Raw genomic sequence first — 24,003 nt, forward strand, 5'->3', positions numbered from 1 at the left:
GCTCCAGTTCCTCCGAAAATGAGCCTTACTCGGCAGTGGCCATGCTACCACCACACGACTTGGTCTTGACGTTGTAGTTGCCGCACTCGGTAGGCGCAGTCCAGTCCGCGATCAGGTCCTTGGAACCTGGCAGGAAGTCGGACCACGCGTCACCAGCAACAACACCGTCGGTTTCCCAAACCACTTCAAACTGGCCGTCGTCCTGAATTTCGCCAATCAGAACCGGTTTGCTCAGGTGGTGGTTTTTGTTCATCACCGCCACACCGCCAGTCAGGTTCTTCACTTCCTGACCGATCATGGCCTTTTCAACCGCGTCTACGTCGGTAGTACCGGCTTTCTCAACCGCTTGTGCCCACATTTTGAAGCCAATGTAAGTCGCTTCCATCGGGTCGTTGGTGACGCGGTCTTCGTTCTTGATGAAGGTTTTCCAGGTATCGATGAACTGTTCGTTTTCAGCGGTATCCACGGACTGGAAGTAGTTCCAGGCGGCCAGGTGGCCTACCAATGGTTTGGTGTCGATACCGGACAGTTCTTCTTCACCTACCGAGAAGGCAACCACCGGGATGTCTTCGGCAGAGATGCCCTGGTTACCCAGTTCCTTGTAGAAAGGTACGTTGGCGTCGCCGTTGATGGTAGAAACCACGGCAGTCTTCTTGCCCTTGCTGCCGAACTTCTTGATGTCGGAAACGATGGACTGCCAATCGGAATGACCGAATGGGGTGTAGTTCACCATGATGTCCTTGGCGTCCACACCTTTGGACTTCAGGTAGGCTTCCAGAATCTTGTTGGTGGTACGTGGGTACACGTAGTCGGTGCCAGCCAGTACCCAACGTTCAACGTCGAGGTCGTTCATCAGGTAGTCAACCGCTGGAATGGCCTGCTGGTTCGGCGCCGCACCGGTGTAGAACACGTTTTTGGAAGACTCTTCACCTTCGTACTGAACCGGGTAGAACATCAGGCCGTTCAGTTCTTCAATGACTGGCAGTACCGATTTACGGGACACGGAGGTCCAGCAACCAAAGATCACGTCTACGTCTTTTTCGGTCAGCAGCTCACGGGTTTTTTCCGCAAACAGAGGCCAGTTGGAAGCCGGATCAACGACCACAGGCTCGAGCTTTTTGCCCAACAAACCGCCTGCCTTGTTCTGCTCTTCCACCATCATCAGTACGGTGTCTTTCAGCGTGGTTTCGGAGATCGCCATGGTGCCGGACAGAGAGTGCAGCACACCTACCTTGATGGTGTCTTCTGCGGTCGCGGTAAAGGTAACCATGGACGTACCCAGTGCCAGAGTGACACCTGCAAACAGCTTGTTGAATTTCATATCGAGTTCCTGTGCTCGTTATCGTGTGTGGCCAGATGGCCTTCCCCAGAACAGTTTCAGTATTCGATATTCTTGTAACGGCAGGTATTGGCCGATTAACGCAAGCCCGTGCGTTGTTTTACGTAGCGGGGTACGTCATTTGACGTAGATAGTCTGGCGTCTGACCAGCATTGTGGGAGAGAGCTTGCTCTCGATAAACCATCGCCAGCAAAGCAAAAACAGCAGGCACAAAAAAGCCGCTCAAAGAGCGGCACAAGGGTATCCAACCAGCATGATCAAGGGAGCTAAGACCATGGTTATCTGGCTGAGGGGCAACGACTGCGCCCACTCCAACGACGGAGAGCCGATCAGGAGTTGCGCGCAGCCATAATCTGTTCGTACATCTTGGTGATGTCGTTCATTTTCCAGAGGATGGATTCGGTGGTCACTGAGATAACGGTCGGCACATAACGGCCGGATTCATCCAGTTTGAAGCCGCTTTGCGAGAAGGCCCATTGGCTGCCTACCCGTTGCAGGGCTTGCTCGACTTCCGGGGTGTTCATGCCAGAGGCTTGCAGCTTTTGCAGGGATTTTTCGAACAGCGCGATGGAGTCGGAGAATTCCTGACGTACCTCATCGGAATCAATGCGCCAGTACATCGCCAGATAGGCCTTGGCAATGCGCTGCGACAGCATCCGCTGACGGCCGGAAATATTGACCAGCTCGGCGCTTGGGACGTTGGCGAATTTGGCAATCTCCACCACCACATCGTTACAGGCCGTCAGCAGCTGACGGTTTTCTTCCATGAACCCGAGGATTTGTTCTTTGTTGGGTTTCTTCAGCAAGCCACCACGATGCTGGTTCCAGATGCCTTGCACCTTGTTCAGGCGGGCCTTGATCTGGTCGGTGGGGGCGTAGTTCATCAGGGCTTCCAGGCGCTCTTCGAACAGCCCCATGGATTCGTCCAGCTGCTGCTGGGCAACGTCGGTTTTAACGTCGGCACCAATCATCAAATAGCTTTTCATCATGCGCTGGGACAGCATGCGCTGGCTGCCGGAAACGTTGATGGCCTCGGCGTCGTTCATGGCAAATGAGGGAACGCTGAAGCCCAGCAGGCTGGCAAGTACCAGCAAGGAAGTGATCAGGTTTTTCATTCGATCCTCCACTCTCTATAGTCGGGTAACTGTGATACCACAGCGATCTCCCGAAGAGCGGACAAAAAAATAGCCAACCTCACAGGAGATCAGCTTTGATCTGCGATCAAATGACGGCTGGAGGGGATATCCCCAGCCTGCATCGGAGTCTTGCAAGTGCTCCGCCGTTGGAACACTGTTACTAAACTACCCGAAGAGTTGAGTGGTGAACAGAATTGTAGGACAACTCACTTTGCCAATACCGACAATTGAATGCCCGTTTAGCTATTTTGACCTTGAACACTGTTACAAAAGCTGTCAGTAGCGACGCCTTACTCGACAGCCAGCAATCGCAGTGCTACGCCCGCCGCCGCGGTGCGGTTTTCCACCCCCAGTTTCACAAACACCTGCTCCAGATGCTTGTTCACAGTACGTGGGCTCATACCCAGAATTTCAGCGGCATCGCGGTTGGCCTTGCCATTGGCAATCCAGTACAAGACTTCCGACTCCCGCTCGGTCAGGCCGAGCTGCTGACGTAGCATGGCGGCCCCAGTGGGGCGTTCGCCGTCAATCAGCTTCAACAGCGCCTGACCATTGCTCTGGGTTTCGACAAAGCGTACCGACAAGGGGTAGGAAATATCGTTAAACACCAGTGTCTGCCCGGCGGAAAGAGGCTGACTCAGCCACTGCTGTAACTGCGGTGCCAGCACCGCTTTCAGTGTCAGGTCATCGACCCGGGCTTTGGACAGCAAAGCATGCACCTGCGGGGTCGCCCAGCTGGGCAGACCATCGATAGCCACCGTGAGCAGGTGCTGCCCGGTGGAGTCCAGTGCCGTGTGTGCACTGTGGGTCAGACGGGCATTCTTCAGATGCACCCGCATGCGGGCCAGCAATTCCTGCGGCTTGATTGGCTTGGTGAGGTAGTCGACGCCGCCAGCATCCAGACCTTTCACCACATGCTCGGTTTCGGTCAGGCCGGTCATAAAGATCACCGGAATGGCGGCCAGCTCCGGATCGCTTTTCAGCAACCGACAGGCTTCAAAGCCGTCCATGTTCGGCATGATGGCATCCATCAGAATCATGTCCGGCTTCATTTTGCGGGCAATGTTGAGCGCCTGGCGGCCTTCCAGTGCCACCAGCACCTCGACCCCGGCGGCTTCCAGCGCGTCGTTGATCAGGCTCAGTGAATCGGGTGAGTCGTCCACCACCAACACCATGTCCGCCCGGCTTTCGGGAGCGGTGGTACTGGCAAAACCGGATTCCGTTGTGGACATCATGACGAGAGCATTCCTGCTTCTGAAAACTGCAAAGGAGTTTGATTCTCGTCGATAAGCTTCACCAAACACAAGCACCATGGTCCGATTTGCCCAGTCAATCCCGTGCCCTGGTGGGCCATTTGGCGGGCCGGTGAGGTCAGAATCATGATTGTGTGCTGTCCGGTTGAGTATCCGCCAGCAGCTGCTCGCAGGCGTGCTGCAGTCCCTGATACTGATACCCTGCCGCTAACTGTTGCAATGACGTCAGCCAACCCGGCTTAGCAATAGCGATGTCGGTAGCAATAGTGATGTCAGTAGCCGTAACACTGTCAGTCAGCGCTTCCAGACACTGCTGGACGCCCTTGCGATAGCCCATTTCCGCATACGCAATCAGCTCGCGCAGCTGTAGCTGCTGATGTTCATTCGGCTGTTCTGACGTTGCGCTTTCCAAGGCCGTTGCGGCGGCGGACGGCTGCGCCCAGGACCATTGCAAATGCAGCTGTTCGGCCAGTACGCTCAACAGCCGCCGGTTAGCCACCGGTTTGACCAGATAGTCGTTGTAAATCGCCTGTTCATCGGCACTGCGATCCTGCTCCTGAGCATCCGCCGATAGCATCACCAAAGGCACATCCAGCCCTTGCTGACGCAACAGCGCCGCCAGTTGTAAACCGCTCATGCCTGGCATGGAAATATCCAGTAAAAACAGATCCGGCACCTTGCCCATCAGCTCATCCAGCAAGCCCAGGCACTGCTCGGCACTGCTGGCTTCCAGCACCTGAAAGCCCAACGGCCGTAGCAAATCAGCCAACAATCCCCGTACTACCGGGTCATCGTCGACCAACATCAGCGTACGTTGATAACCCTGGTAACCAACCAGATGACGGGTATCAGCCAGCTCGTCTTCAGAGCGGGCGCTGTCGGTTTGGTCGCTCAGCCACGGCAGCATCAGCGACACCCGGAAGCAACTGCCCTTGCCTGGCTCGCTGTCGACTTGCAAATCGCCACCCATGATGTCGACCAGCAGTCGCACAATGGTCAGTCCGAGGCCGGTGCCCGGCAGGCTGGCGGTGGCCTGATCACGGACACGCTCGAACGGGTCAAAAATCCGCTTGAGTGCCTCACCGTCAATGCCCGGCCCGGTGTCCCGAATAGAAAACTCCGCCACCTGATTGCGGTAGCGAATGTCGAAATGCACTTCGCCCGCGGGGGTGTATTTCACCGCGTTCGACAACAGGTTGATCAGAATCTGGCGCAGGCGTTTTTCGTCGGTCATGGTCCACTGCGGCAACTTGCCCTGCACCGAGCTTTCAAACCGAATGCCCTTTTTGCTGGCTTCCATGGCGAACATGGCTTGCAGCTGGTCAATCACGGCAGGCAGCTCAACCCGCTCGCGGAACAGTTCCAGCCGCCCGGCTTCAATGCGGGAAATATCCAGTAGACCGTCGATCAGGTCGGTCAGGTACTGGCCCGAACGTTGGATAATTTGCAGGCCATTGCGATGAAAATCCGGGGTATCGGTGCGATTATCCAGCAGGTGGGCGTAACCGATTACCGATTGCAGTGGTGTTCTCAGCTCGTGACTGATGCCCGTCAGATAACGGCTCTTGGCGGCGTTGGCGCGCTCAGCCAGCTCCTTGGCCTGTTGCAGCTCGCGGTCGGTTTCCTCGTGGGCCTCGATTTCGGTCATCAGCTTGCGGGTCTGGCGGTTGGATTCCTTTTGCGCCACCACGCGGCTTTCGTGGGCCAGTAGGAACAACCAGGACACCACCCCGGAAACAATCAGCAGGGTGAAAAACAAGGTCCAAAGGGTTTGCTGCAACAGCTCAATCTCAGCCGCCGATTGCGGTGCCATCTGCCGGTAAATCAACGCCAGTAAGGCGGCGTTGAGCAGGTTCACCACCAGCAACAAACCCACAAACTGCCCCAACCGGGAGTTCACCAGTCTGACGGTGGCGGTGGAGACAAACTTCGACAGGAAATGGGTAATCTGCCGCGACACCCGGCCGTAGGGTTTGCAGGCATCCATGCAGCGCACATCGAGGCTGCAACACAAGGAGCAGATGGGCAGTGCGTAGGCCGGGCACCAACTCATGTCTTCCGGCTCAAAATGGTTTTCACACACACCGCACTTATGGGTACCGCTGTGGCTGTGCTGCAAGGCATCGGGCAACGGTCGCCCCTGCGTTGCCGCATCCACCGGTGCCGGAGTCAGTGTCAGTTCGTCCAGCTCTGGCGAGGTACGCGCCAGATAGTATTTGCCGCCGGTCATCCAGGCGATAAAAGGCACCGCGATAAAACACACCAACAGACTGACAAAGTGACTCAGGGTCGCCAGCACATCGCCAAATACCCCTAAATACGACAACACTCCCAGCGTCGTCGCCAGCAGCATGGAGCCAACCCCAACCGGGTTGATGTCGTACAGGTGCGCCCGTTTGAACTCGAGGGTTTTCGGGCTCAGCCCCAGCGGTTTGTTGATCAACAGATCAGCCGCCAGCGAACCCAACCAGCTGACCGCCAGAATCGCAAACACCCCCAGTACCGCTTCCAGCGCCTGATAAATGCCCAATTCCATCAACAGCAAAGCAATGGTGACGTTGAACACCAGCCACACCACCCGGCCCGGGTGGGAGTGGGTCAGCCGCGAGAAAAAATTCGACCAGGCAATCGAACCCGCATAGGCGTTGGTGACGTTAATTTTCATCTGCGAAATGATCACCATCAACGCCGCCAGCAGCAGTGCCGTCCCCTCGGACTGGGTCAGGTAAAAATACACCCGCTGATACATATGAGTCGGGTCGGTGGCTTCGGCGTAACTCATGCCCTGGGTGATGGCCAGATAGGCCAGAAACGAGCCCAGCAGCATTTTGATCATGCCAATCAACACCCAGCCCGGCCCCGCCAGAATCAGCCAGAACCACCAGCGTTTGCGGTTGTTGTCGTTTTTCGGCGGCATAAACCGCAAATAATCCACCTGCTCGCCGATTTGTGGCACCAGTGCAAAAAACACCGAGGCAGCCGCCCCGAACAGCAGGATGTTGAAGCTGCCGGCAGCGCTGTTGACGGCACCGGCGGCAACATCCGCTTCTGGCAAGCTGTCCGCCGCTGGCAAGGCCTGCCCAAGGCCACTGAAACCGGTCCAGGCGGCCAAATGCTCCGACTCGTTAATGATCACCACCGCCAGTGCCGCAAGCTGCAAGGCCACCCACAACAACTGGGTGCCTGACTGGAATTTACTGATGGTCTTGATGCCGTGGGTCACAATCGGAATCACCGCCACCGCACAAAGGAAGTAACCAATCGCTAACGGCACACCCAGCAGAGCATGCAGGGCGCCGGCCAGAATCACCGCCTCAATGGCAAAGAAAATAAACGTGAAGGTGGCGTAAATCAGCGAGGTCAGGGTCGAGCCCAGATAGCCAAAGCCTGCTCCGCGGGTCAGCAAATCGATATCGAGACCATGACGGGCGGAATAGTAGGTGATCGGGAAACCGGTGATAAAAAACAACAAACACACCACCAGCATGGCAGCGACGGTGTTGGTAAAGCCGTAATTCAGGGTAACCGCTGCGGCAATGCCCTCCAACGCCAGAAACGCCGTGGCACCCAGCGCCGTTTGCGCCACCCGTTCGATCGACATCCGGCGACCGCTACGAGCGGTAAAGCGCAGCGCAAAGTCTTCCAGCGTCTGCTCGGTGACCCATTTGTTGTAGTGGCGGCGAACCTTGAATATTCGTTGAGACGCAGACATGCAAAGACAACACGCAAATCAGCGAGCATAACCACTTGCTGACGGATTACGAGCGACGAATGTGGCCAGCCCTGCAATTGGCAATTTTGTCTTGGGCAGCTGGAACACGCTCTCAGCAGGCCCGCTGCAACAATCCGTTCTGGTTAAGGAACGTACAAAACCGAACCTGAGGCTTAAGCAAGTGCCTTATAAACAGCGCCTGCCGTTCAGTGCCTGAAACCTGATATAGCAGCTTGATCTCGCAGTTTGGTCTCGCAGCTTGTTCTCGGCACCGGACAGCAGGCTCAAACAACAAATACACGCCATTCCGGGGCTGGGCTACGCCTATCCCACAGTAGAGGGATGCGCAGGAGGCAATCATGTTCAAGCCATACACCATTACGGAACGCTGGCCCGCCACCAACCCGGACATTATCCAGCTCTACAGCGTCGATACCCCCAACGGTCTGAAAGTCTCTGCCATGCTGGAAGAATGCGGTCTGGCGTATGAAAAACACCTCGTCAGCTTCAGCGACGACGAGCAACACTCGGCGGAATTCCAGTCGCTGAACCCGAACGGCAAGATCCCCGCCATCATTGATCCGCATGGCATGGACGGCAACCCGCTGGGACTGTGGGAGAGCGGTGCCATCCTGATCTACCTGGCGGAAAAAACCGGCCGTTTTATTCCCAGCGATCACCACGCGCGCTACCGCACCATTCAATGGCTGATGTTCCAGATGGGCGGCATCGGCCCGATGTTCGGGCAATTTGGCCACTTCCACTCCTACGGCGGCGCCAACATTGAAGACCCCTACGCACTGGAGCGTTATAAGGGCGAAACCCAGCGCCTGCTGACGGTACTCAATGAGCGACTGCAAAACCGCACCTGGATCATGGGCAACGACTACACCATTGCCGACATCGCCAGCTGGCCATGGGTGCGCGCCTTGACGGTGCACTACGAAGCTCGCGAGACGCTGGCATTGAGCAATTACCCGAACGTCACCCGCTGGCTGAATCTGTGTCTGGAACGCAGCGCCAGTGTGGCGGTACTGAACGCCTGATACTGCCCTTGACGGGACGAGCCACCGGCATCACGCTGGTGGCTCATTCAGGACCCTCCGCAAACAAGGACAGTCCGAATGCCCCGGAGCCCGCTCTGGAAGACAGAGCGTTGATGGCGATCGAATATGGACTATGGAAACTGGAATCCGCTATGACCATGACCCTTTATGGTACGACCCCTTCGCCGTTCGTGCGTCGCATCCGCTTGCTGCTGGATGGCGTCGATTACCACTTTGAAGATGTTCCGCTATACGACGACGCAGGCCGCCAGCAATACGGCAGGATCTCTCCGGTGCGCAAAGTGCCTGCACTGGAGGATAACGGTGAACACATTTTCGATTCCCACGTCATTCATCACTACCTGCAACGCAAACTGGCTTTGCCAGAATTAACGATTACCCAATACAACCAGATCAGTGTGATTGATGCCGTCACCGATTCCTGCGTAGTTATGGTGCTTGGAAGACTCTCGGAACTGCCGGTGCAGGAAGATCTTCTGCTGTTCAAACTGCAGCGGGAACGTATTGAAGACTCTCTGCAATGGCTGGAACAACAAGCCATAGGCGGTGCCTTCAATGATTGGCAATACCCCACCATGTGCCTGCTGACCATGATTGAATGGCTGCAATTCCGCCAGTTGCACACCTTTGAGGCCTATCCTGCCTTGCTGGCCGTACAAGCCCAGTACAACACCTTGCCCATTGTTGACGCCACGCGTCCGGGCTGAGCCACTCATCTCTGAACCACTCAACCGGGCTCCATACCGGTATTAGTTAACCGGGCTGGAGCTCTGGCTCGTATCAATTAAATTGATACATAACGGCCGTTACCGAATTAGTCAGCCATAGAAGTACCCCGTAAACTCCGGCGCCTATCCTGACGATTCTGGCACCTCCCAAGCCATCTGGTGCCTGCTGGAGCCCTTCATGTTGCATGCCCTCGCCACGGCACTGACCCCCATCTTCAGCCTGATGCTGCTGGGTATTCTGTTAAGCCGCAAAACCGACTATCTGGACAGCCCCCAGCTGGGCAGCCTGGTATCCAATGTCGGGATTCCTGCCTTGCTGCTGCACTCGGTGCTGGTGATGGAAATGGACGTCGAAGCCATGGGCAGCCTGATTCTGTCGACGGTGGTGATTCTGGCTTTGGTCGCCATGATCAACTGGGGGCTGCTGAAGTTACTGAAGCTGAGCCCGGCGTTTTATGTCTCGCCATTGACCAACCCCAACACCGGCAACCTCGGCTTGCCGGTCTGCTTCGCCTTCTTTGGACAAGCGGGCCTGGCGGCCGGAATCGTGATTTCATCGGTGGTGCAGATCAGCCACTTCACCCTCGGTACCGGCACCATGTCAGGCAGCTACCACCCCAAAGCACTGCTGAAAAACGGCCCGGTAATGGCATTGCTGCTGGGCGCGCTGCTGTTGTTACTGGATTGGCAACTGCCGACCCCGGTCATGAACACTCTCGATATGTTGGGCTCCATCACCCTGCCAGTGATGCTGTTACTGCTGGGCCGCTCGGTGTCGCAACTGAAGCTGTCCGACAAGGGCGCATTAGGGCGGGTGCTGCTGTTTTCGGCTTGGCGACCGCTGGTCGGTGTCGCTGTGGCGTTTGTGGTGACCCGCTTTATGCCCCTCAGCAGTACCGAACAGCTCACCATGATGGTGCAGATGGCCATGCCTATGGCGGTCATCAGCTACCTGCTCAGCGTCAAGTACGGCGGTCCGAAAGACGAAATTGCGCTGATGATTTTGCTGTCGATGCCCTTTTCGTTTCTTACCGCCAGCGCGGTCTGGTGGTTTGGCCTGCATTAATCCCCGGGGCCGCCATCGCCTGCCAATTCGGGTTATACTGGATAGCTATTCACGCACATGTTCGGATCTCTGAGACAATGATTGGCACCCTGTTTATTTTTTCGGCCCCATCCGGTGCCGGCAAAACCAGTCTGGTAAACGCCCTGCTGAAAACCACCAAGCACATTGGTGTGTCGGTATCCCACACCACCCGCGCGCCGCGTCCGGGTGAGGAAAACGGCGTGGCTTATCACTTTGTGTCCGTCGACGAATTCAAAACCATGATCGGCAACGCTGCCTTTCTGGAACACGCTCAGGTGTTCGACAACTTCTACGGTACTTCCCAGCCATGGGTGGAAAGCGAGTTGGCGGCCGGCCGCGACGTGATTCTGGAAATTGATTGGCAGGGTGCCGAGCAGGTGCGCAAGCTGATGCCGGAAGCTGTGTCAGTATTTATTGCGCCGCCGTCCATCGAAGCCCTGCGTGAGCGCCTGACCAAGCGTGGTCAGGACGACGAAACCACCATTGAACGCCGCATGCGCGACGCCCAGTCTGAAATGAGCCACTACGGCGAATACGACTACCTGATCATCAACGACAACTTCGACAACACCCTCGAAGAGTTGCGCTCCATTGTGATCGCCCGTCGTCACCGTCTGGAAGCCCAGCGTGAACGCCACGCCGATACCCTGCAAGGCCTGTTAAACGGCTAACTCCGTTTAACCGCAAGAATACAAAACGCCCGTCAGGAGTGATCCCGACGGGCGTTTTTTTATGGCCGATTTTTATGGCCAACAGAGCGGCCGCAGGGGTGGTCAGAATCAGAAACCACCCGGCGGTGTGTCGCCCATTTCTCCATCCGGTGGTGTCCCGCCCATGCCACCGCCACTCATGTCATCACTGCTGTCAGAGCGGCTATAACCATTGCTGCTGTCGATCATCAGCTCTTTCCAAGCCAACAGGGAGCCGTCCGACATTTTGTGGGTATCCAGCAGATACTCTTCGTAGCCGGTGCTTGGAAACACGGTGTCGTCGTAGTTGTAGGTATCCGGCAAACCGCGACCGGTGTCGCTGTAATCGGTGCAGTTGGTGATGATGTCGTCGACCAGCGTGTCGGCAAAACCCACCTGGGAGGTTACGTAGGTCAAGTCGTCGATGATCACCATAAAGTGAATGTGCACCGCCCGGCTCGAGTACCAGCTTGGCCAGCAGGTGCTGAACCAGACATAGCCATCGTCGTCGGTGGTTTGGGTGCCGCGAAAGAAATCGTTGCTGGTGTATTCCTCATCGCCGCCGGTGCAGAAATCTACCGCGGTCATGCCATCGCCGGAGTAGACCCCGTAGCGGTCGCAATGCCAGATATCGACCACCGCGCCAGCCACCGGATCGCAGTTTTCGTCCACCACCCTGAAGCACAGCCGGGTTGGCAAACCGTCGAGCCCTTCGGAAATATCTTCCCGCTCAACAGAATCCGAATAACAGGGGCCTTCGGTGGTTTCGGTGGTGAGAGTGCAAGTGGAATAACTGCCCTCCTCGAAGGGATTGGGGTACTCCACCGTGGCGTTGCTGGTACCCCCCGTCGCCCAGTCAACATCGCTGTTGTCCTGACTCAGGGATTCCGTGCTGCTGGAATCATCCGTCGAGCTATCAGAAGAGCTATCCGAAGTGCTGTCATCGGTCGTTGTGCTGCCCGCGGTTGCGCTGTCTGAACTGCTGCCACAGCCCACCAGACCACTGACCGGAATAGCAACGGCCAATGACGCCGAGCTGAGCAAGAGTTTGCGACGGCTGATTACGTCCATCGAAGGCGTATTTTTCATAAGAAAGTCCTCATCCATGCCATGAACAGAAACTGCTGATGGTGCTAATACCGCTGATGAGGGTAGCCCGAGAAACACTGTGTTTTTTTAAGAAAACGGCCAGCCAGACAAAGCCATACCCTTCTTTACCGCCATGCCAACGTTTTCATACCGCCAACGGCATTTTGCTCACAGAGCGCCACAGAATGCCGACGTTATTCCACACTTGGCTGGTCTGGCCAGCGATGCTGACGACCGTCCGTGGTGACCGCCAGAAAGGCTTGTTGCTGCTGTTGCAGCCACTCCAGTGCAGTTGCCTGTTTGAGCATGGCAATGGTCGACAAACAACCAGCCAACAGCGCACTGCCAGACACCACAGTGACCGACGCCCAGTAGTCCATCGGATAGCCCGTACGCGGGTTAAGAATATGGCAATAACGACGGCCCTCCAGATCAAAGCCCCGTTCGTAATTGCCACTGCTGGCAACGCCGCCCTGATACACCGGCAGCCCGGCCAAAGGCGTATCTGGTTGCGCGGGGTTACGCACCGCCACGTGCCAGGGTGAGCCGTCGGCCTTGGGGCCCAGCACCTGAATATCGCCGCCAAAGTCGATCAGACCGGAGCGAATGCCCAGTTGCTGGCACACCGCCGCCGCCCGATCAACGGCGTATTCCTTGCCAAGGCCACCGAGGTCCAGCTCCATATCGGCGGGGATCTGAACCTGATCCGGTTGCAGCTGCATACGCTCCAGTCCAATCCGCCGCAACAAGGGTTGCAGGGTCTGAGGTTCGGGAAGCCGCGGCTGACGAAAGTCCCACGCCTGTCGCAGTACCCCCGAGCTGATATCAAACAGTCCGTCGCTCTGCTGAAAGCACAGCCAGGCAAAATTCAGCAACTGATGAGTCTCAGCATCAATCGGGCAAGGCACACCGGCGCGGGCATTCAGCTGCGACAGCACACTGTCCGGCTGATAGCGGGAATATTTGGCTTCGATACGGCGGGTTTCAGCTTCCACCGCCGCTGCTGCTTGCTGCGCCAGACGGCGGTCGTCGCAACCAAGATGCAACTCGCAGGGGCCGCCCAGCGCCGCGAAACGACAGCGCCAGAGCCCCGGTGCAACCTCGTGGATCACCTCTCGAGTAACCATTGCGGCATCAGTACTGATAAGACACTCCCAGACTGAACAGCTGATAGTCCACCAGCCCCGGAGTTTCCTTGTCGGTATCCCCCACCAGCGCCAGACCTTCCGAGGCATCGTAGGTCTGGTAGTCCAGCGACAGCGACCAGGCCTTCCAGCCCAACTCGGAACTGAGCCCCAGCGCCAAAGCACCATAGGTCGACAAACGGGCATCCGAGCTGTGCGGGCTATTGGCATCCGGCGTTTGTTCAAGGCCATAGAACGCCGCCTGACTCTGGCGGTAGTAACGCAGCATCGGTGTCAGCTCAAAGCGCCAGTGAACACCGGTCCAGCGGCTGACCAGCCGGGTCGTCAGGGTCTGCGAACGCACGGACCAGTCGTCCTGATACCATCGCGCATCCAGATGCCAGCCGTTTTCCTGTCCTGGCCCCCAGCTGAGGTAGTGGCGGTAACGACTGCTCAATGCCAGCATGGCGCGGCTGTCGGGGCGGCGATCGTCGGTTTTGTAGGGGTCGGACAGATAACCACTGCTATGGGTAGCAACCAGTCCCAGATTCAGCGCCGAATCCTTGCTCAGCACCAGCGATACGCCCTGAAACAGCGACACCGTGGTTTTGGTTGCGCCATCGGCCTGCTGACGGGCTGTGGATAACTCAGGATCAGTTGGCGACAGGGTGTCATGAGCCAGACTCACCCCGCCCTGCAAGGTCGCCATGTCGTTAAACAGAGCCAGCGAGCCATTCACCCCAGCCGCTAACGACTGATAGTCGTTTTCGCTGGAAATCGCCACCGAGCCACCCACCGTGCCTTGCTCGAAATAGCGGGTTGGCGCCAGCTTCAGGTCGATGCGGGTGTCGTCGATGCTGGCACCGCTCATCACCAGCACGCTTTGGCCGTCGCTGTTTTCGTAGGTCTGCATCGGTGATGCACCGGACATGGTTTCGTATTGCAACTCAGAGGTCAGGTACCAGTCGTCGGCAATCGGCGTATCGAACCCCACTTGGTGCACATTGACGCTATAGCGGTCGGTAACGCCGTTGAAGGTCCGCGAGGCCGGAGCATCGTCTTCCTGATACTGGCTGGTGCGGTAACTGATGATGCGTTCGTCGGGACGCGCTTCTGCCTGTGTATCCGCCACCGGCAACGCCATACTGGCAGCCGCTGCCGACAACACCGCAAAGGCGGTTAACGGCTTCTGTTGCTGACTCATCCGTTGCACCCGCAACCACCACCAGCGGCCCCAAAACCGCCCGAGCTGGCTTCCTTGCTGCTGTGAATATGATCATCGAGGCTGCGCTTGAGGGCATTGCCGTCCCAGCTCATGACATCAGAGCCCAAATGGCCTCGCTGCCAGGGGGCCACCTGGGCACACCCCGATGCCAGTAACAGGCTGCCGCACAGTAGCCCGGCAGCAACACGAGTGATTCCCTTGTTCATGACGGGTCCGCCAATACCGCTTCAATTTGCTGACGAATCTCGGCCTCGTCCTTGCTGCTGAAGCCTGCATGCACCCAGCGCACCACGCCTTTGCGGTCGATCAGGACCGCCGTTGGCATGCCCATGACCTTGTACTTCTCTGGAAGGGTCGCCATGCCGTCGAACAGGTTGGTGTAGGTGACGCCGTAACGTTCAATAAACTTCAGTGCCGGGGCTTGTTCGTCGTCGAGATTGACCGCCAGAATCCGCAAGCCCTCTGACGCCAGCTCCTGATGCAGGGCTTCCATAAACGGCATCGACTTGCGGCACGGTGCACACCAGGATGCCCAGAAATCCAGATACACCACCTGACCACGGTGATCCTGCAGGGATTGTTCGGCTTTCGTGCCCAGAACAGGTAAACGGAAGTCCGGTGCCGGATCACCCGCACTGACGGCCATCGCACTGGCAGGAAGCAGCCCCATTGCCACCACCGCCAGTAACGTCAAAGCCGGTTTTTTCACCATACCCTGCGCCTGACGGGCCGCCGTGGCAGCACCAGCACACAATGTTGATAATTTGATACGCATTCGAAAACTCCGATGATCAGGCAAAAATCCGGAACGGATTGGAACCCAGAGAATAGGATTGCACCACTGCGCTGTTGTCGATTCCCAGCAAGGCACGCAGCGAGGCATTCACATGGGCTGGCGTCAGCCGCTGGCCGTTGGCACTGTCGATCAGGCCGGTTTCGGTATTGATCGACTGCGCTTCAAAGCCTGGCCCACTGGCACCAAACACCCGACCGCCGGTGGCTTGAGGGTGCAGCACCATCATACTGGTTACCGGCCAGTGATCCTTGCCATTGCCGGAGTTGTAGTATGGCGTGCGGCCAAAGTCAGAGCCAATCACGATGGTGGTTCGGTCGGCCACGCCCGCATAGGTCAGCGCCTGCACCAGAAAGTGTACCCCTTCCAGCAGGTCGCCCAGCCGAGGGTAGGCGCTGGCGTCGTGATTGCCGTGGGTGTCAAAACCGCCGTAGTTCAACGTTGCGCCAGCACAGAGGTTGGACGCAAACGCCGCCGCCACCACTTCGGCCTGGCTTTTCAGGTCATTGGCGCGGTTGCTGTTCCAGTTCAGGTCACGACTGACGTTGGCCTGAATGCTTTCCAGCGTTGGCACCATCAGGGCCAGGTTGTTATCGGCCCCCCGGATGTTGGCCAGCGCCTGCAATTGTTGGCGACGTTGCAGCAGCTCGGCATTGTCCAGCTGACGCTGCAAACGGGCGTTACGCGCAGCGATCACCGGATCGTACAAATCAACCGACGCATCGGCGCTGCGATAGATAAAACCGCGCTGGTCGTAATACAGGTTCGGGTCGGCCAGCTGGGCAATGAAATCGGCATTGCTGGCCCGCGCTCGTGCCACCAGCGAGTCGGTGAAGTCGTAACCGCCATTGCTGATGAACGCCAGCGGCAAGGTCGGCGCAACCGCCGCCGCGTACAGCGCCGCAATGTTGGGATAACCGGTTTCTTCGTTGCCGGACCACACCACCCGTGAGCCGGTATCGTGGTTGTTGGTTTCGGTATCGATGCCGTTGATCACCGTCAGCTGGTTGCCGTACTGGGTGAAGAAGGTGTCGAACTGGTTTTCGATCCGCGCCCGCACCTCCACGTCGTTTGATACCCCTTCCGGAATGGCGCTCCATTGAATCTGGTTAAAACGCTTGCTGTCGTCCAGCGCCACGGAATTGGTTGAGCCTTCGTAGCGGTCGCTGTTTTCGCTGTACAAACCGTTCAGCCCTTTGGGATCACACAGGCTGGTTGGGTCCCAGCCGCCGCTGGCGTTCACGGCAACGATGAATTGCGGCACGCTGGCAGCGTGCACACGGGATGCCGCAAACGGCGTCGCCAGCAGACCGGTGACGGCCATCATTTGCAGAAAATTGCGTCGTTTCATGTCTGGCCTCCTTATTCGTAGACGAAGCGGTAGTCGGTCATCAGGTAGGTAATCACGGCAATCCAGGCACGGATGACGTAATCCGGATCATCGTCAATCCGTTGCTCCTCGGGCAGGTTGCCATCACTGCGCCCTTCGGCGTTGCGCTGCCAACGGGCGCGGCATTCCCACTCCAACCAGTTACCCATCGACGGCTCCATTTGCTCATCGCTTGCAAGCAAGGCCCGACCCTGTAGCCAGGTGGCTTCGAACAGCTGATAGGCTGCTTCCACTTCGGCATGGTCTGCGCTGACCTCTTCACCAAAGAAGGTCCAGAACAGGTAGGCGATGTTTTCACGAATGCGCTGGGCCGAGGAGTCGATGGCATTGCCGTCCATATCCTGCGGCATGGTATCGACCGCCACATTGGGGAACAGCACTCGCTCGGCAACGGTTTTGGTAAAGTCGTAAGCCACTGCCCGACAGGCCATTTCAGAGGCCATGCGGTCCTGAATGGCAATCATCAGGCCGCTCGGCTCACGGATCATTTCAACGATGCTGTCGGAGTCCATGCCGCCGTACATGATGCGGTTGCTCTCGTTACGGAATTCATCCCAGCCAAAGCCAATCACGGCATTGAGCTTGTTCTGCATCTGCTCCGGACTGAGGAAACGACTGGCACCAAACTGGCTGCTGGTGGCGTGAATGCTTTGGTCAACAGCGGCGGCACGGAAATACGGCGACATCAGAATGCCCTTCACCGCGGTCTTGATGCGCCAGCCGTCGTTCACCATGTTGGTAGCAATGGTGTTGATCACCTTACGCTGGTCGTTGTACGCCTTGAGGTCTGCGTCACTGCCTTCGCTGCCGGGTGCGGCCAGCAGGTTGGTGGCCATCATGCCCTGATAGAGGGTGCGTACCGTAGCCCAGGCAAAGTTGGGATCAGCGGCGGTTTCTTGCCCCAGCCATTGCAGCATGTTGCGGAAATAGCCACCGGAGCCGGAAATCGGCATCGTTTTTCCATTAAACCCCGGCGCTTCGATGTCGGAACTGTCCCAGCTGTTGCGCGATGACGGCCCGGTGACGATATAACGACCGTTGTCGGTCCAGTGCTGAAACGCCGAGGCCACCGGGTCCATCACCTGATGACAACCGTAACAGGCCGGGTCCAGCAAAGTCGGATTGGCAATGCCGCTGCCGACGCCGTCTTCCGGACGATCACCTTCGATGGCCAGAATATCGATATCGAGGAAGTAGTCGTAAAAGATCCGCGAGCGGTGACGGTTGCGGTTGGTGTAGGTTGTCGGGTAGCGGTTCAGGAACATCGGTGACGTCAGCACCCCTGCGTGTGGATAACCGCCAATGGCGTACTCGGTGTCGTGGGTAATGCGTGCTGGCTTGAAGTCGGTTGGATCGTAATAAATACGCTCACCGCTGGCTGGCACCAGCACACCGTCTTCCTCATAGGCTTCCACTTCGGCACAGACTGGCTCGTCCAGCTGGCGGAAACTGGCCGCACCGTCGACCAATTCGGCGTCGTATACCTGCTGGCTGTACCAATTGACCATCATGTAGTCGGCGGTCACAAACAGCGTATGGGGCTGCTCGGTCATGGCGGCGTAACGCACCAGTTCCAGCGGCTCGCGGGCAACGGCATCGTTGGCTTCGGTTCGCAGACAGCTGCGCAGACTGCTTTGCTCATCGTTCGGATACTGGTCGTTGTACCACTTGCGATTGGGGAAATCGTCGGCGTCGAGCAGGTTAATGCCACCCTGAGTCAGGTTGGACGACAGGTACTTATCGGTCAGGAACTGCTCGTTGAAGACCGTCATCAGGTACTCGTAAAAGGCGTCTTCGTTCATCACCTCGTCCAGCACCGCCGACAGCCCGTCTTCACCTTCCAGACGCACCCGGTTCAGCTCGCTCTGGCTGGGTAAACGACCCAACATCAACAAGGTAGCGCGTCGCAAAGTGGCGCTGTACGGCTCGGCCGTAACACCTTCAATCGACAGCGCCGACACCGTTGCACTGCCGCCATTAAAGGCCTGCATAATGTACTCGGCGACGTTACTGGCACAGTCGCCCACACAGGAAGACACATTGGCCACCGGCATGGTGCGGCTGATCTCATCGGCCAAAACGTCAACGGATGAGCAGGTTGCACAGGCCACCAGCGATGACCCGACCGATGTGCCATTACCTTCCAGACCATGACAGGAAGCGCAGCTGCTTTGGTAAATAGCACGGCCCTGTTCGTTGACTACCACCGCAGCATCACCGGATTCCGTGACGCTGCCGTCGTAACCATCGTCCATACAGCCAGACAGCAAAACCAACGCCGACAGTGCCAACAGCGTGCGCACCGCCCGGCCGATAGCGTCACCGGCACTCCGTGCCAAGCTATGGGAGTCGGTATTGGTTTGGGTTTGACCAGTAAACGGCCGTCGCCACGCCGCCGGGGTCAGCCAGCGGGCATAACGCTGCCGGACTCCCGCCAGGCGCCACCCGCTCGGCCACTGGTGATCAACAAGGGATCTCATCAAGGTTTCCTCAATAGGGTCACGGTGTATCAATGTTTTTTGGGTAGTCGTTTTTGGTATTCGTTATCAGTATCCGCCGTCGCCATTGCGACCGGGATTGGGGCACTGCGCCTGACCACCCGAGAGTTGCCTTACATTACCCGACACTCCATGAAGCTTTGCTAACAAAAAACACTGGTTCTGTGATCCGGTTGGCAAGGCAAATCCCGCCAATAGCCGCGCGCTGACAGAAAATGTCAGTTAGCGCCGCTGGCCGCTACTCCTGTGCTATTCACCCTGGGACTCTCCACGGCTTTTCAACAAGACCCCAAGCGCCCGGGGCAGACGGCGGTTGGGATGCTCCGCCAGCTGGCTGCTAATGACCAATCGACATCACAACCCCCTTCCATCGTTCAAAAATTCAGCTACAATGTTCGGTCCTATCGATTTAAAACCATGACGGAAACCCTATGGCCCGCGTAACTGTTGAAGATTGCCTGACTAACGTTGATAACCGCTTTGAACTGGTCATGTTGGCTACCAAGCGTGCCCGCCAGATCGCCGTTGAGGGTTCTGAGCCGCTGGTTGCAGAAGAAAACGACAAGCCAACCGTTCTGGCGCTGCGCGAAATTGCTGAAGGCCTGGTAACCCCAGCGTCTGTTGCCGCACAGGAAGAAGCAGCTGCACAAGCTGACGAATACTGATCCAAAGACAGCGCATCAATCGCCGGAGATCTGAATGCCCACTCTTGATGCCCTGTCCGAGCGCCTTTCCCATTACCTGAGCCGCCAGCAAATCCAGCAGGTGCGCCGGGCGTACTACTACGCCGAACAAGCCCACGACGGACAACGTCGGCGTAGTGGTGAACCTTACATCATCCATCCGTTAGCCGTTGCCAGCATTCTGGCCGACATGCATCTGGACCATCACTCGCTGATGGCAGCCATGCTACACGACGTGATTGAAGATACCGGGATTCCGCGTTCCGCACTGGATCAACAGTTTGGTGAAACCGTCAGCTACCTGGTAGATGGCGTATCCAAGCTGACCCATATCCATTTCGAAGACAAAGAGCAGCAACAAGCCGAAAACTTCCAGAAAATGGCGATGGCCATGGCACGGGACATCCGTGTGATTCTGGTGAAGCTGGCTGACCGTCTGCACAACATGCGCACGCTGGGCTCCTTGCGGCCTGAAAAGCGTCGTCGCATTGCTCGCGAAACCCTGGATATCTATGCCCCGATTGCCCACCGCCTGGGCCTGAACAGCATTCGGGTAGAGATGGAAGATCTCTGCTTTGAAGCCATGCACCCGATGCGTTCCGACCTGATTCGCAAAGCGGTGAAAAAGCATCGTGGCAGCCACGCTGAAATCATCAGCAACATCGCCAACACCATTCGTAATCGCCTCAGCGAAGCCAATATTTCGGCCCGAGTGGTAGGACGCGAAAAGCACCTGTTCAGCATCTATTCGAAGATGGCGAAGTCCAAGAAAAAGGACATCGACGAAATCATGGATGTGTACGGTTTCCGCATCATCACCGATGAAGTGGACAGCTGTTACCGCATCCTTGGTATGGTCCACAGCCTCTTCAAACCGCTGCCGGGCCGCTTCAAGGATTACATCGCCATTCCCAAGGCCAATGGCTATCAGTCGTTGCACACCACCCTGTTCAACGCTGGTGAAGTGCCGATTGAAATCCAAATTCGTACCGAAGAAATGGACGCCATGGCCAACTACGGCATTGCCGCCCACTGGCTGTACAAGTCGGAAAGCGATCAGGCCAGTGGCTCCCAGCGCGCCCGTCAATGGGTGCAAAACCTGCTGGAACTGCAAAAGAACGCCGGCAGCCCGCTGGAATTTGTCGAGCACGTGAAGTTCGACCTGTTCCCGGAAGAAATCTACGTGTTCACGCCAAAAGGCAAGATCATGACGCTGCCCGCCGGGGCAACGCCCATCGACTTTGCCTACGCCGTGCACACCGACATTGGCAACCAGTGCATTGCCTGTCGTATCGACCGTCAGTTGTCGCCGCTCAGCGCCAAGCTCAGCAGCGGCCAGACGGTACAGGTGGTCACCGCCCCTAACGCTCAGCCGAACCCGGCCTGGCTCAATTTTGTGGTGTCTGGCAAAGCCCGTTCCGGTATTCGCAGCTACCTCAAGAGCCAACGTCGTTCCGAATCCGTGGTGCTGGGTGAGCGGCTGTTGAACAAGGCCCTGGCGGCGTTCGACAAGTCACTCAACGACATCGCTCTGGAACAGATCGACCTGGTGCTGAAGGAAACCAACAACAAGGAACTGGAAGACCTGTTGGAGGAAATCGGCTCCGGTAACCGCATGGCACCGCTGATTGCCCGCCGCTTCCTGGCCGCCACCCGTGACGCCGACATTAACCTCGAATCGACCCCGGAAACCCCGTTGTCGATCAAGGGTACCGAAGGCTTGTTGGTGAGTTTTGCCAAGTGCTGCAGCCCGATTCCTGGCGATCCGATTGTTGGTCACGTCAGCTCTGGCAAAGGCATCGTGGTACACACCGAAACCTGCCGTAACATCGGTGATATCCGCAGCAATCCGGAAAAGTGCGTGGCCCTGAGCTGGGACAAGGACATCGACAGCGACTTCACCGTCAGCCTCAAGGTGTACATGGAAACCCGCCGTGGCCTGATCGTGGCTCTGGCGTCTGCCATCAACATGGCCGATGCCACCATTGAGAACATCAATGTCGAAGAGCGTGATGCCCGCCTCAGCGTCACCAACCTGAAGGTCAACATCACCGGCCGTAAGCACCTTGCCCGGGTGATGCGCAAGCTGCGTAACATTGCCGGGGTCAACAAGATCGTGCGGTTGAAAAACTGATCATCGGTCTGTGATCAGCCCGTGAAAAAGAAACAAAAAAGCCGCTGACGAATCAGCGGCTTTTTTGTTGTTGGCGATGCGGTTATTGCTGTCAGTTTGAAGCCATCCAGCTGAACACTCAGGAGTATCCCAATTCGGTCAGAATCTCATCGTAGCCCTGACGGAAGCCCTGATACCTGAATTCATACCCCAGCGCTTTCAGGCGGTCATTGCGACAGCGGCGGTTGGCCCGTCGGCTGGCTTCCGGCATGTCGTGATCCGGGTCGACATCGTCGATGCGCTCCTTGATCCACTCCAACACATCAAACAGCGGCGCAGGCTCATCATCGGTGGCCAGATAGAGGGTATCGAGTGCTTCGTCCGCCAGTGCCTTCTCGGCCAGAAATTTCAGCACCCCGATGCAATCATCGCGGTGAATGCGATTGGTCCAGATCGGCGGCTCAGGGTCACAATGATTGCCCCGGCGGGCCTGCTCGATCATGCGATTACGGCCCGGGCCATAAATCCCGGTAAAGCGCACAACCGTGGCGGGAAAACGGCTATCCAGTAACGCCTGTTCGGCCAGCAGATGCTCTTTACCGGCAAACGCTGCCGGTTGGGTTTCTGACTGCTCGTCGACCCACTCGCCATTCATCTGATGGTAAACACTGGTACTGGAGACAAACAGGAAGCGTTTGAGCGCTTGCTGCGGCAATGCCTGAATCACGTTTTTCAGGCCATTAACGTAAAACTCATGATACGACTCGCGGGAGAACACCGGCGAGGCAATGCTGTAAACCACCAGATCGAGATCGTCCGGCAGCGCCAGCAGGGTTTCGGGGTCGGTCACATCGGCCTGAATCCATTGCACGCCGGGAATCTCGTTGCGCTCGGCAGCACTGCGACGCAGCGCCCAGACATCATGCTGAGCCACCATGGCCGCTGCCAAACCACCACCGATGTCTCCTGCCCCAATAATCAGAATACGAGCCATCTGTTTCTCCTTACACTCACCGTTTGCACGTTCAGGGCTTGCCGCCCATAAAAACAGTTTAGGTGCTGACGTTCAGGTTCGTAAGACTGAATAAAACGATTCTGTCGTCAGCTATTTACTTGAGGCCAATGATAGGTAAACTAAATCAAATTCTTCATCGCTATGAAGGCAACCAATTATGACCTTGACCGAACTGAAATACATCGTAACCCTGTCTCAGGAAAAGCATTTTGGCCGCGCGGCGGAAAAGTGCTTTGTCAGCCAGCCTACCCTGAGTGTTGCCATCAAGAAACTCGAAAATGAGCTGGATATTGCGATTTTCGAGCGCAGCAAAAGTTCGGTGTCGGTGACCCCATTGGGCGAACGCATCGTCGCCCAGGCCCAACGGGTACTGGAAGAAGCCCGCTCCATCCGCGAGCTGGCCAGTGCCGGCAAGGACCAGCTCAGCTCACCGCTGAAAATTGGTGCTATTTTCACCATCGGGCCGTACCTGTTCCCGCATCTGGTGCCACAAATCCACCAGCGCGCGCCATCCATGCCGCTGTACCTGAAAGAGAACTACACCGGCACCCTGCGCCGCCAACTGCGCGACGGCGACCTCGATGCCATCATTGTGGCACTGCCGTTCAACGAACCCGATGTACTGACACGGCCGCTGTACGATGAAAACTTTGTGGTGGTGCTGCCAAAGAACCACCCGTGGAAGAATCAGGAAACCATCGAGCCCGAACAACTGGCCGATGAAGACCTGCTGATGCTGGGTGAAGGCCACTGTTTCCGCGATCAGGTGTTCGAGCACTGCCCGGCCCTGAGCCGCAAGCACCACACCCGCTTGGGCAGCGTGCTGGAAGGCAGCTCGCTGGAAACCCTCAAGCACATGGTGGCGTCCGGTTTGGGCATTACCGTGCTGCCGGAATCCGCCATCAGCAATCTGGATCGCAATCTGGTGATCACCCGTCCGTTCACCAATCCACAGCCATTCCGTACCGTGGCTCTGGCGTGGCGCGCCAGCTTCCCACGCGGTCAGGCGGTCGACCTGCTGATCGAAACTGCCCGTCAGTGCAGCATCAGCCGCTAAGCGGC

The 24,003-nt window shown here is 57.3% G+C and carries 19 protein-coding genes; 7 read left to right on the top strand and 12 right to left on the bottom strand.

Annotation, left to right across the window (positions count from 1 at the left end; all coding sequences use genetic code 11):
• Nucleotides 1-25 precede the first annotated feature (25 nt).
• The 4 genes from urtA to ACXADJ_RS14635 all read right to left on the bottom strand — a co-directional run bounded on the left by urtA (nucleotide 26) and on the right by ACXADJ_RS14635 (nucleotide 7,440).
• On the bottom strand, nucleotides 26-1,270 hold the full coding sequence (gene urtA / locus ACXADJ_RS14620) for an urea ABC transporter substrate-binding protein (RefSeq protein ID WP_407635447.1): 1,245 nt from the start codon (nucleotides 1,268-1,270) through the stop codon (nucleotides 26-28).
• Between the two features lie 398 nt (nucleotides 1,271-1,668).
• Nucleotides 1,669-2,454, bottom strand: a complete 786-nt coding sequence (locus ACXADJ_RS14625; RefSeq protein WP_028292303.1) for a type IV pili methyl-accepting chemotaxis transducer N-terminal domain-containing protein — start codon at nucleotides 2,452-2,454, stop codon at nucleotides 1,669-1,671.
• Between the two features lie 311 nt (nucleotides 2,455-2,765).
• Complete coding sequence (locus ACXADJ_RS14630) at nucleotides 2,766-3,710, bottom strand: response regulator (protein WP_475067239.1); 945 nt, start codon at nucleotides 3,708-3,710, stop codon at nucleotides 2,766-2,768.
• A 142-nt stretch (nucleotides 3,711-3,852) separates the two neighbouring features.
• Nucleotides 3,853-7,440, bottom strand: coding sequence for a hybrid sensor histidine kinase/response regulator (locus ACXADJ_RS14635; protein WP_475067242.1), 3,588 nt, complete (start codon nucleotides 7,438-7,440; stop codon nucleotides 3,853-3,855).
• A 359-nt stretch (nucleotides 7,441-7,799) separates the two neighbouring features.
• Between ACXADJ_RS14635 and ACXADJ_RS14640 the strand changes: the two genes are divergently transcribed.
• The 4 genes from ACXADJ_RS14640 (at nucleotide 7,800) to gmk (ending at nucleotide 10,993) form a co-directional block, all read left to right on the top strand.
• Nucleotides 7,800-8,486 (top strand): glutathione binding-like protein, encoded by a 687-nt coding sequence (locus ACXADJ_RS14640; RefSeq protein WP_475067245.1) that lies wholly within the window; start codon nucleotides 7,800-7,802, stop codon nucleotides 8,484-8,486.
• Nucleotides 8,444-9,214: a glutathione S-transferase family protein gene (locus ACXADJ_RS14645; protein WP_475067249.1), complete on the top strand. Its 771-nt coding sequence runs from the start codon at nucleotides 8,444-8,446 to the stop codon at nucleotides 9,212-9,214. Before ACXADJ_RS14640 ends, ACXADJ_RS14645 begins: the two co-directional genes overlap by 43 nt.
• Nucleotides 9,215-9,413: 199 nt before the next feature.
• Nucleotides 9,414-10,301, top strand: a complete 888-nt coding sequence (locus ACXADJ_RS14650) for an AEC family transporter (RefSeq protein WP_475067253.1) — start codon at nucleotides 9,414-9,416, stop codon at nucleotides 10,299-10,301.
• Nucleotides 10,302-10,378: 77 nt separating this feature from the next.
• Nucleotides 10,379-10,993 (top strand): guanylate kinase, encoded by a 615-nt coding sequence (gene gmk, locus ACXADJ_RS14655; RefSeq protein ID WP_475067255.1) that lies wholly within the window; start codon nucleotides 10,379-10,381, stop codon nucleotides 10,991-10,993.
• 108 nt (nucleotides 10,994-11,101) lie between these two features.
• On the opposite strand, the gene ACXADJ_RS14660 is transcribed toward gmk, so the two are convergent.
• From ACXADJ_RS14660 to ACXADJ_RS14690, 7 genes are all read right to left on the bottom strand, one after another.
• Complete coding sequence (locus ACXADJ_RS14660; protein WP_475067257.1) at nucleotides 11,102-12,100, bottom strand: dioxygenase family protein; 999 nt, start codon at nucleotides 12,098-12,100, stop codon at nucleotides 11,102-11,104.
• Nucleotides 12,101-12,294: 194 nt separating this feature from the next.
• Nucleotides 12,295-13,227 (bottom strand): FAD:protein FMN transferase, encoded by a 933-nt coding sequence (locus tag ACXADJ_RS14665; RefSeq protein ID WP_475067259.1) that lies wholly within the window; start codon nucleotides 13,225-13,227, stop codon nucleotides 12,295-12,297.
• A 7-nt stretch (nucleotides 13,228-13,234) separates the two neighbouring features.
• Nucleotides 13,235-14,428 (bottom strand): DUF3570 domain-containing protein, encoded by a 1,194-nt coding sequence (locus ACXADJ_RS14670; RefSeq protein WP_475067261.1) that lies wholly within the window; start codon nucleotides 14,426-14,428, stop codon nucleotides 13,235-13,237.
• Nucleotides 14,425-14,655 carry a DUF4266 domain-containing protein gene (locus tag ACXADJ_RS14675; RefSeq protein ID WP_475067263.1) on the bottom strand — a complete coding sequence of 77 codons (231 nt, stop codon included), beginning with the start codon at nucleotides 14,653-14,655 and terminating at the stop codon, nucleotides 14,425-14,427. Before ACXADJ_RS14675 ends, ACXADJ_RS14670 begins: the two co-directional genes overlap by 4 nt.
• Nucleotides 14,652-15,224: a TlpA family protein disulfide reductase gene (locus ACXADJ_RS14680; RefSeq protein WP_475067264.1), complete on the bottom strand. Its 573-nt coding sequence runs from the start codon at nucleotides 15,222-15,224 to the stop codon at nucleotides 14,652-14,654. Before ACXADJ_RS14680 ends, ACXADJ_RS14675 begins: the two co-directional genes overlap by 4 nt.
• Before the next feature lie 16 nt (nucleotides 15,225-15,240).
• Nucleotides 15,241-16,593, bottom strand: coding sequence for a DUF1501 domain-containing protein (locus ACXADJ_RS14685; RefSeq protein ID WP_475067265.1), 1,353 nt, complete (start codon nucleotides 16,591-16,593; stop codon nucleotides 15,241-15,243).
• A gap of 11 nt (nucleotides 16,594-16,604) precedes the next feature.
• Nucleotides 16,605-19,112, bottom strand: coding sequence for a c-type cytochrome (locus ACXADJ_RS14690; RefSeq protein WP_475067267.1), 2,508 nt, complete (start codon nucleotides 19,110-19,112; stop codon nucleotides 16,605-16,607).
• A gap of 449 nt (nucleotides 19,113-19,561) precedes the next feature.
• On the opposite strand from ACXADJ_RS14690, the gene rpoZ reads away from it, so the two are divergent.
• Both rpoZ and spoT read left to right on the top strand, forming a co-directional pair.
• A complete protein-coding gene (gene rpoZ / locus ACXADJ_RS14695; RefSeq protein WP_028292293.1) occupies nucleotides 19,562-19,795 on the top strand; it encodes a DNA-directed RNA polymerase subunit omega in 234 nt (77 codons plus the stop codon).
• Nucleotides 19,796-19,829: 34 nt separating this feature from the next.
• Nucleotides 19,830-21,947, top strand: a complete 2,118-nt coding sequence (gene spoT / locus ACXADJ_RS14700; RefSeq protein WP_028292292.1) for a bifunctional GTP diphosphokinase/guanosine-3',5'-bis pyrophosphate 3'-pyrophosphohydrolase — start codon at nucleotides 19,830-19,832, stop codon at nucleotides 21,945-21,947.
• 118 nt (nucleotides 21,948-22,065) lie between these two features.
• Here the strand turns inward: spoT and ACXADJ_RS14705 are convergent, their stop codons facing one another.
• Nucleotides 22,066-22,920, bottom strand: a complete 855-nt coding sequence (locus ACXADJ_RS14705; protein WP_028292291.1) for an NAD(P)H-binding protein — start codon at nucleotides 22,918-22,920, stop codon at nucleotides 22,066-22,068.
• Nucleotides 22,921-23,098: 178 nt separating this feature from the next.
• Between ACXADJ_RS14705 and ACXADJ_RS14710 the strand changes: the two genes are divergently transcribed.
• Entirely contained in the window at nucleotides 23,099-23,998 is a 900-nt protein-coding gene (locus ACXADJ_RS14710; protein ID WP_475067272.1) for a hydrogen peroxide-inducible genes activator, read from the top strand.
• Nucleotides 23,999-24,003 lie beyond the last annotated feature (5 nt).

This window comes from Oceanobacter sp. ABM4_470 (assembly GCF_056158645.1).

What these genes read in the sequence shown, in the direction of transcription:
- urtA (WP_407635447.1), bottom strand. Translation starts at nt 1,270, where the DNA reads ATGGTTACCTTTACCGCGACCGCAGAAGACACCATCAAGGTAGGTGTG.
- ACXADJ_RS14625 (WP_028292303.1), bottom strand. Translation starts at nt 2,454, where the DNA reads ATGAAAAACCTGATCACTTCCTTGCTGGTACTTGCCAGCCTGCTGGGC.
- ACXADJ_RS14630 (WP_475067239.1), bottom strand. Translation starts at nt 3,710, where the DNA reads ATGATGTCCACAACGGAATCCGGTTTTGCCAGTACCACCGCTCCCGAA.
- ACXADJ_RS14635 (WP_475067242.1), bottom strand. Translation starts at nt 7,440, where the DNA reads ATGTCTGCGTCTCAACGAATATTCAAGGTTCGCCGCCACTACAACAAA.
- ACXADJ_RS14640 (WP_475067245.1), top strand. Translation starts at nt 7,800, where the DNA reads ATGTTCAAGCCATACACCATTACGGAACGCTGGCCCGCCACCAACCCG.
- ACXADJ_RS14650 (WP_475067253.1), top strand. Translation starts at nt 9,414, where the DNA reads ATGTTGCATGCCCTCGCCACGGCACTGACCCCCATCTTCAGCCTGATG.
- gmk (WP_475067255.1), top strand. Translation starts at nt 10,379, where the DNA reads ATGATTGGCACCCTGTTTATTTTTTCGGCCCCATCCGGTGCCGGCAAA.
- ACXADJ_RS14660 (WP_475067257.1), bottom strand. Translation starts at nt 12,100, where the DNA reads ATGAAAAATACGCCTTCGATGGACGTAATCAGCCGTCGCAAACTCTTG.
- ACXADJ_RS14665 (WP_475067259.1), bottom strand. Translation starts at nt 13,227, where the DNA reads ATGGTTACTCGAGAGGTGATCCACGAGGTTGCACCGGGGCTCTGGCGC.
- ACXADJ_RS14670 (WP_475067261.1), bottom strand. Translation starts at nt 14,428, where the DNA reads ATGAGTCAGCAACAGAAGCCGTTAACCGCCTTTGCGGTGTTGTCGGCA.
- ACXADJ_RS14675 (WP_475067263.1), bottom strand. Translation starts at nt 14,655, where the DNA reads ATGAACAAGGGAATCACTCGTGTTGCTGCCGGGCTACTGTGCGGCAGC.
- ACXADJ_RS14680 (WP_475067264.1), bottom strand. Translation starts at nt 15,224, where the DNA reads ATGCGTATCAAATTATCAACATTGTGTGCTGGTGCTGCCACGGCGGCC.
- ACXADJ_RS14685 (WP_475067265.1), bottom strand. Translation starts at nt 16,593, where the DNA reads ATGAAACGACGCAATTTTCTGCAAATGATGGCCGTCACCGGTCTGCTG.
- ACXADJ_RS14690 (WP_475067267.1), bottom strand. Translation starts at nt 19,112, where the DNA reads ATGAGATCCCTTGTTGATCACCAGTGGCCGAGCGGGTGGCGCCTGGCG.
- rpoZ (WP_028292293.1), top strand. Translation starts at nt 19,562, where the DNA reads ATGGCCCGCGTAACTGTTGAAGATTGCCTGACTAACGTTGATAACCGC.
- spoT (WP_028292292.1), top strand. Translation starts at nt 19,830, where the DNA reads ATGCCCACTCTTGATGCCCTGTCCGAGCGCCTTTCCCATTACCTGAGC.
- ACXADJ_RS14705 (WP_028292291.1), bottom strand. Translation starts at nt 22,920, where the DNA reads ATGGCTCGTATTCTGATTATTGGGGCAGGAGACATCGGTGGTGGTTTG.
- ACXADJ_RS14710 (WP_475067272.1), top strand. Translation starts at nt 23,099, where the DNA reads ATGACCTTGACCGAACTGAAATACATCGTAACCCTGTCTCAGGAAAAG.